At 67.5% G+C, this 6,141-nt stretch carries 4 protein-coding genes and 1 pseudogene; all 5 read right to left on the bottom strand.

Features of this window, described 5'->3' with window-relative positions:
• Positions 1–152 precede the first annotated feature (152 nt).
• Positions 153–1,130, bottom strand: coding sequence for a hypothetical protein (locus tag AC1DY5_RS38330; protein WP_478119688.1), 978 nt, complete (start codon positions 1,128–1,130; stop codon positions 153–155).
• 27 nt (positions 1,131–1,157) lie between these two features.
• Positions 1,158–2,123, bottom strand: a complete 966-nt coding sequence (gene fcl, locus AC1DY5_RS38325; protein WP_478119687.1) for a GDP-L-fucose synthase — start codon at positions 2,121–2,123, stop codon at positions 1,158–1,160.
• Positions 2,124–2,156: 33 nt separating this feature from the next.
• A complete protein-coding gene (locus AC1DY5_RS38320; protein WP_478119686.1) occupies positions 2,157–3,593 on the bottom strand; it encodes a mannose-1-phosphate guanylyltransferase/mannose-6-phosphate isomerase in 1,437 nt (478 codons plus the stop codon).
• Positions 3,590–4,312, bottom strand: coding sequence for a sugar transferase (locus AC1DY5_RS38315; protein ID WP_478119685.1), 723 nt, complete (start codon positions 4,310–4,312; stop codon positions 3,590–3,592). The genes AC1DY5_RS38320 and AC1DY5_RS38315 overlap by 4 nt, the downstream gene beginning before the upstream one ends.
• A gap of 428 nt (positions 4,313–4,740) precedes the next feature.
• Positions 4,741–6,141: pseudogene (locus tag AC1DY5_RS38310) on the bottom strand (Rne/Rng family ribonuclease); the annotation flags it as partial.

The raw sequence follows: 6,141 nt of genomic DNA, 5'->3' as shown, positions 1-6,141 counted from the left end.
CACCTGCACCCCACGGACGCGAAAGCTGCGCCTCGCCAGGATGATCTTGAGCAGTCCGACGGCGTGGAGTGCCCGCTTGGCCCAGACGACAAACCAGCGCCGGGAGCCCGGCGCCGGCCGTTCGCGCGAAGTCCACAAGTAGCCGATGTCGCTCATTTGCGGGCCTCGCTCCTCATCGTCCTCAAGGCGGCGACATGGGCATCGACACAATGCGGCTCGTACCATCGGCGCGCCTGGCGGCCGATGGTGCGCGCATCGACGCCATCGAGCGCCGCGAAACCGGGAACGTAGTTGACGTGGGCGACCAGTCCGTCGTGCGGCCGGTAGTCATTCCAGAGCAGGATCGGGCAGAGGCCGTGGGCACTGTAGGCGGCCAGCACGCTGCTCTTCGACGCGTAGTCGGTGGGATAGGAGAGGGCACCGTAGCTGGCGCTGGACAGGGCCTGGCTCACCTCCCGCGTCGACAGTCTGCCGCGCACGACGGCCTTCTCATGGACGAGGCGCTGCGCCAGCGAAGGGTCCTGCAGCGGTGGACCGATGTCGTGGATGACCAGACCCCTGCGTCGGGCGCAGTCGAACACTTCGCCGCCGGCCCATCGATAGACATTGGCACGCACCCCGGGGCCGCCGAAGACGACCAGGTGCGGCGCCCTGTCCGCCCCGCCGCTGTCGATCGAGACCGGCTCTCCCACATTCGAGATGACCGGCAACACGCGATGGGGTGTGGCATCGCGCCGAGCCAGCAGCCAGCGGCCGGACTCCTCCCGGTTGGTCAGCCAGAAATCCGAAAGATCGAGCAGTTCCCTGGCGATCCGCCGCTGCCAGGCCCCGAGCCAGAAGGCGGAGCCCCAGGGCGGGCTGGAGGCGTACAGCTCGTGGAACACCACGCCGAATGCCTGGAAGCGGGTGCGCAGGATGCGCATCTGATCGACCAGCCAGACTGGCAGGCCGCGTTTCTGGTAGCCGTAGCCGCTGAAGTGCAGCAGCAAGCAGTCGCCGGAAAGGGCGGTGACGTCGGTCATCCGGGTCATTTCGAACGGCGGGGCGTGCAGGCAGTTGCCGATCACGGTCGCGTAGTCCCGAATGCCTCCGGAGCCCGGCGGAACGAGGGAAAGGAAAGTTGCGCCCATGTTTGGAAAACGCCCGTGCAGCGCTCTTCAGGCCACCAGTGCTTCACTGCAGAAGTCTTCGTAGGCGGTCGCGATGCCGTCGCGCAAGGCCACGTTCGGCTTCCAGCCGAGCTTGCGGATGCGCGAAATGTCCAGCAGCTTGCGCGGCGTGCCGTCGGGCTTGCTGGTGTCGTAGTGGATGCTGCCCTGGTAGCCGACCACCTCGCTGACCAACTGCGCCAGTTCGGCGATCGACAGGTCCTCGCCGGTGCCGACGTTGATGTGGCTGGCCATGACGTCGGTGTGGGCCGCATAGGTTTCCCGCGGCAGGTCCATCACGTGGACGCAGGCCCGCGCCATGTCGTCGACGTAGAGGAACTCCCGCTTCGGTGCGCCGGTGCCCCAGATCACGACCGCCGGGGCATCGTTCACCTTCGCCTCGTGGAAGCGGCGGATCATCGCCGGCAGCACGTGGCTGTTCTCGGGATGGTAGTTGTCGCCCGGTCCGTAGAGGTTGGTCGGCATCACGCTGCGGAAATCGCAGCCGTACTGGCGGTTGTAACTCTCGCAGAGCTTGATGCCGGCGATCTTGGCGATCGCGTAGGGCTCGTTGGTCGGCTCCAGCTTGCCCGTCAGGAGCACGTCTTCGGACATCGGCTGCGCTGCCAGCCGCGGGTAGATGCAGCTCGAGCCGAGGAACAGCAGCTTGGAGACGCCGGTGCGCCACGACTCGTGGACCAGGTTGGCCTCGACCATCAGGTTCGAATAGATGAACTCGGCCGGATAGCTGTTGTTGGCATGGATGCCGCCGACCTTGGCCGCCGCCACATAGACTTCCTGCGGCTTCTCTTCGGCAAAGAAGGCCCGCACCTGCGCCTGGTCCGTCAGGTCGAGATCGGCGTGGCTCCGCGTCAGGATCGCGGTGTGGCCCCGCTGCTCCAGGCAGCGCACGATGGCGCTGCCAACCATACCGCGGTGGCCCGCCACGAAGATCCGCTTGTGCAACTCGTTCATTGAAATACCGCCTGGGGTCGCCGTTGCATATTGTCAGGCGAGTTTTCTTGCGTTGCCGATGCCGGGCGACTCGACGTCGGCGAAGCGCACGATGTCGTCTTCGCCCAGGTAGCCGCCGGTCTGGACCTCGATCACCTCGAGTGYGGTCTTGCCGGCGTTCTCGAGYCGGTAGACCGCGCCCACCGGGATGTAGATCGACTCGTTCTCCTTCACCAGCACGGCCTTGTCGTCGCAGGTCACGCGCGCCGTGCCCTTGACCACCACCCAGTGCTCGGCGCGGTGGTGGTGCATCCGCAGGGCCAGCCGTGCGCCCGGCTTGACCGTCAGCCGCTTGACCGCGAAGCGCTCGCCATCGTCGATGCTGTCGTAGGCGCCCCAGGGTCTCGGAATGCGTCGATGCCGGGTGGCCTGGCTGTGCCCGTGCGTGGTCAGCAGGGCGACCACGTCCTTGACCTGTTCTGCGCACTCCCGATGCACGACCAACAGGGCGTCGGGGGTGTCGATCACCAGCAGGTCCTTGGTTCCGAGCGCCACGACGGGGCGGCTGGGCGCATGGATGAAGGTGTTGGTCGCGCTCATGGCAAATCCCCGGCCGCTGATGCGGTTGCCGTTGGCGTCCGTGTCATGGAGATCGGCGACTGCATTCCAGCTGCCGACGTCGCTCCATCGGCCCTGGAACGGAATCACCGCCACGCGGTCGCACTTCTCGAGTACGGCATAGTCGATGCTCTGGCTGCGGCAGCGCCCAAAAACCGTGGGGTCCATCCGCAGGAAGTCACCGTCGGTCTCGATGGCGGCGGTGGCCAGCTGACAGCACTCGAGGATGTCCGGCGCATGTGCTTGCAGCGCTGCGATCAGGACCTTGGCCTGGACCAGCAGGATGCCGGCGTTCCAGAGATTGCCGCCTTCCAGAAGCAGTTGTTCGGCACGTTCGGCCGGCGGTTTCTCGATAAAGGCTGCTACCGCACGGCCCGCATCCTCGCCCAGCGCGCTGTCGAGCCTGGCGCCCTCGCGGATGTAGCCATAGGCGGTGCTGGGAAAGGACGGCTCGACGCCGAAGGTCACCAGGTAGCCGGCCATGGCGGCAGGAATGCCCGTCAGGATCGTTGCGACGAAGCGGTCCGGCTCGGGGATGTAGTGATCTGCGGGGGCGAACAGCAGCAACTGATCCGGGTCGGCCAGCAAGGCCACAGCGGTCATGGCGGCGGCGGTGTTGCGCGCCACCGGCTCGAGTAGCTGCTTGCCGCTGACCTGCGCCGCGTCGATCGCTTCCTGCACCAGGAAGCGATGCTCCTCCGCGGCCACGCAGGTCACCGCCGGATTGAGCTGGCGCAGCCGCTCGAGCGTGAGCAGCAGCAGGCTCTTGTTATCGACCAGCGGTGCGAATTGCTTGGGCAGCGTCTTGCGCGAGAGCGGCCACAAGCGGGTCCCGCTGCCTCCGCAGAGGACCACCGGTTGGATATCGCTCATCGCGACCCCTCGCCGGTGATGACGGCCCGAACCGTCCTCAGCAGGATCTTGATGTCGAGCCATAACGACCAGTTGCTGACGTATTCGACGTCGAGTTCGACGCGGCGGGCATAGGAGAGCCGGTTCCGGCCGCTGACTTGCCAGAGGCCGGTGATGCCGGGGCGCATCGCACAGTAGTGCTCCCAGCCCTTGCCGTAGAGGCTGCGCTGGCGCTCCATGCAGGGGCGGGGGCCGACCAGGCTCATGTCGCCCTTGAGGACATTCCAGAACTGCGGCAGTTCGTCCAGGCTCATCTTGCGGATGAAGTGGCCGATCGGCGTGATGCGCGGGTCCTTCTCCAACTTCTGGAAGGTGTCCCACTCGGTGCGGGCCATGTCGCTGCGGCTCAGGAACTCGTCCAGCACGTCATCCGAGTTGCGGACCATCGAGCGGAACTTGTAGAAGCGGAAGCGCTGGCCATGTTCGCCGAGCCGGGTCTGCCAGAAATGCACCGGGCGCCCCATGCTGATCAGGACGCCCAGCGCAACCAGCAGGTAGAGCGGCCCGAAGACGACGAAGAAGAACAGGGCGCCGAAAATGTCGAGGCTGCGCTTGGTGATGCGCTGGAGCAGCGAGAGACGGCGCGGACTGGCTTGAACGGGGGGCGCGGAAGGGCCGCTTCCGTCCGGGGTGAAGCGTTGGACCACGTTGCCGCTGGCGGTCGAATCGGAACGAAACATCTGATATTCCCCCGTAACGGGTGCTGCCTCAATCTAGAGCGTGGCAGTGTAACGCTTTACTACTATCCGCAAGAATTTGAACATATGTCGCAGCCGCTGTCGTGTCAACTAAAGCCGTACATCGTCCGCCAAACGGCGTAGGCTGCCTCCTCTGTCACAACCCATGGCAGAGAGTAATGGTGCAGCGCAATAACGTTTGTAGGAGTGTAGTCCTTTGGTATGACAAATTGTTAACGGGAAGTGGCATCAACTTGTTGTTTGCGCACGCCGTTCGAGATTATGGGTATTAGTACCTATGGCTTCGTTTGCGAGCACACGGAATGAGAGAGAGGCGCATTTCCTCCCTGACAGGCCAGAACGGTGGAAAAGGCATGGCGGAAACGAAAAAGGGAGGCCATGGCCTCCCTTGAACATGGCCGCCTCTGGCCTCAGTGCGCTGCGTTGGCGCCGCGCGCTGCATCCTCGAAGGGCAGCGTCATCGATCCCAGGTCGCGGCGGGTTTCCACCAGCACCAGCGGACCTTCGTCGATCACGATCGCCGGCGGGCGTTCGCGTGGCACGTGCCGGGGCTTGGGTTCTGCATCGATGGCCGCGCGAACCGCTGCCACGCGCTCGGCATCCGAGTTGACCCAGTGCAGGCCCGAGCCTTCCGCGACCTGGGCCAGTTCGTCGAGCGGCAGTTGGAAGGGCTGGACCTTCGGCAGTGCGCGCGAGGACGGGGCCTTGGCTTCGACCACGATCGGCGCTGCCGGCGCCACGGTGGGGCGTTCGGCGCGAACCGGCGCCGGCGGCAGTGCCGAGTGGACGGCAGCTTCCTCGACTTCGACCGGTGCCGCGGCCGTCGCGGGCACCGCGTCGCCCGCATCTTCGCGCGGACCGCGCTCGCGGCGATCGCGACCATAACGGTCGCGCGACCGGCCGCGGCGCTCGTCGCCTTCGCGGCGCGGCGCGGCCTCGCCCTGATCCTCGTTCGCGGCGAACTCCGTGGTGTTGACCTCGGCGGGCGATGACTCCGCCGCGCCCGCTGCTTCCGGCGGGCGCGCCGGCCCGTCGTTGCGCCGTTCGCGGCGGCCGTCGCCGCGCTCGCCACGCGGCGGGCGGTCCTCGCCGCGTCCACTGCGTGCGCCGCGCTCGCTCGAAGCACCTTCCGGGGTGGCCTCGCCCTGGACTTCGCGGGACACGTCGCCGTTGCGTTCGCGGGCGCCATCGCGATCACCGCGTTCACGTCGCTCGCCGCGTCCGCGCGGTGCGCGTTCCGCTGGGGTGGCGGCTTCGCTGCCTTCGCCGGCGTTCGGCGCGAGCGCCTGGGCATCGAGCTGGATGTCGGTGGCTTCGGCCGGCAACTGGCGGGCTTCGCCATCGCGGCGCTCGCCGCGCCCGCGACGCTCGCCGTCGCGGGGCGCACGGGCCTCGCGCGGTTCGCGTGCTTCACGCGGCTCGCGCTGTTCCCGGACCTGGCTGTCGGTGCGGGCCTCGCCGCGGGCTTCGCGTCCTTCGCGGCGTTCGCCGTCACGGCGTTCGCCCGAGCGACCGCCTCGGCGTTCGCCACCGCGGCCTTCGCCACTGCGCGCTTCGCCGTCACGACCACCGCGGCCTTCGCCACGGCCGCCGCGTCGCTGTTCGCCGTCGCGTGCCGTGCGCGCGCCTTCGCCATCGCGCCCGCCGCGGCCATCGCGGCGCGGCTTCGGTGCTTCCACCGGGATCACCGCGGGGGCCGGAGCCGGTGCCGCCGGGGCCCCGCCGAAGAGGCTCTTTATCCAGCCGAACAGGCCGGATTCGGCCGATTTGGCGGGCACGGCCACCGGTGCGGGCGCCGCGACCGGCGCGGG

Source organism: Variovorax sp. P4_D9, from assembly GCF_056401695.1.
This window is presented reverse-complemented; position numbering and strand designations above follow the sequence as displayed.